The organism is Brevibacillus sp. SIMBA_040, assembly GCF_046535075.1.
Classification (GTDB): Bacteria; Bacillota; Bacilli; order Brevibacillales; family Brevibacillaceae; genus Brevibacillus.
In genome coordinates this window covers 1-331 of record NZ_JAWRXI010000101.1, presented here as the reverse complement: position 1 = coordinate 331, position 331 = coordinate 1, and the positions used below count along the sequence as shown (strand labels likewise).

Sequence of the window (331 nt, the reverse complement as noted above, 5' to 3'; positions counted from 1 at the left end):
CGCGCGCCTCAACTGCTGCATCGTCCCGATCAGCCCCGGCAATTGAATCCGGCGTCGGCCGCACATGTGAGCTTGATCGTTGTAATGAATAGCGCTGGTTATGTTCCAGCGCTTTACGGATTCGCTCGCGCTCCTCGGAGTTCATCGTGATGCCATGCGGCCGCCATGCACGATCTTCGCCCGTGTCGAAGTTCTTGATGTAGCCGTTCGCCTTGCCATCGACCAACGTCGCCTTATACGCACCTTTGAGAGCCTTGATGCTCTTGCTTGTTGACACCCTGGTGTCCTGCCACGAGCCATCCATTTTGACCGGCTCAACGAGCACGAGGCC

At 58.0% G+C, this 331-nt stretch carries 1 protein-coding gene; it reads right to left on the bottom strand.

Annotated elements, in window-relative coordinates; genetic code table 11:
- Positions 1–277, bottom strand: a 277-nt coding sequence (locus SB752_RS32135) for a hypothetical protein (RefSeq protein ID WP_410719459.1), incomplete at its 3' end; no start/stop codon positions are given.
- Positions 278–331: the final 54 nt, after the last annotated feature.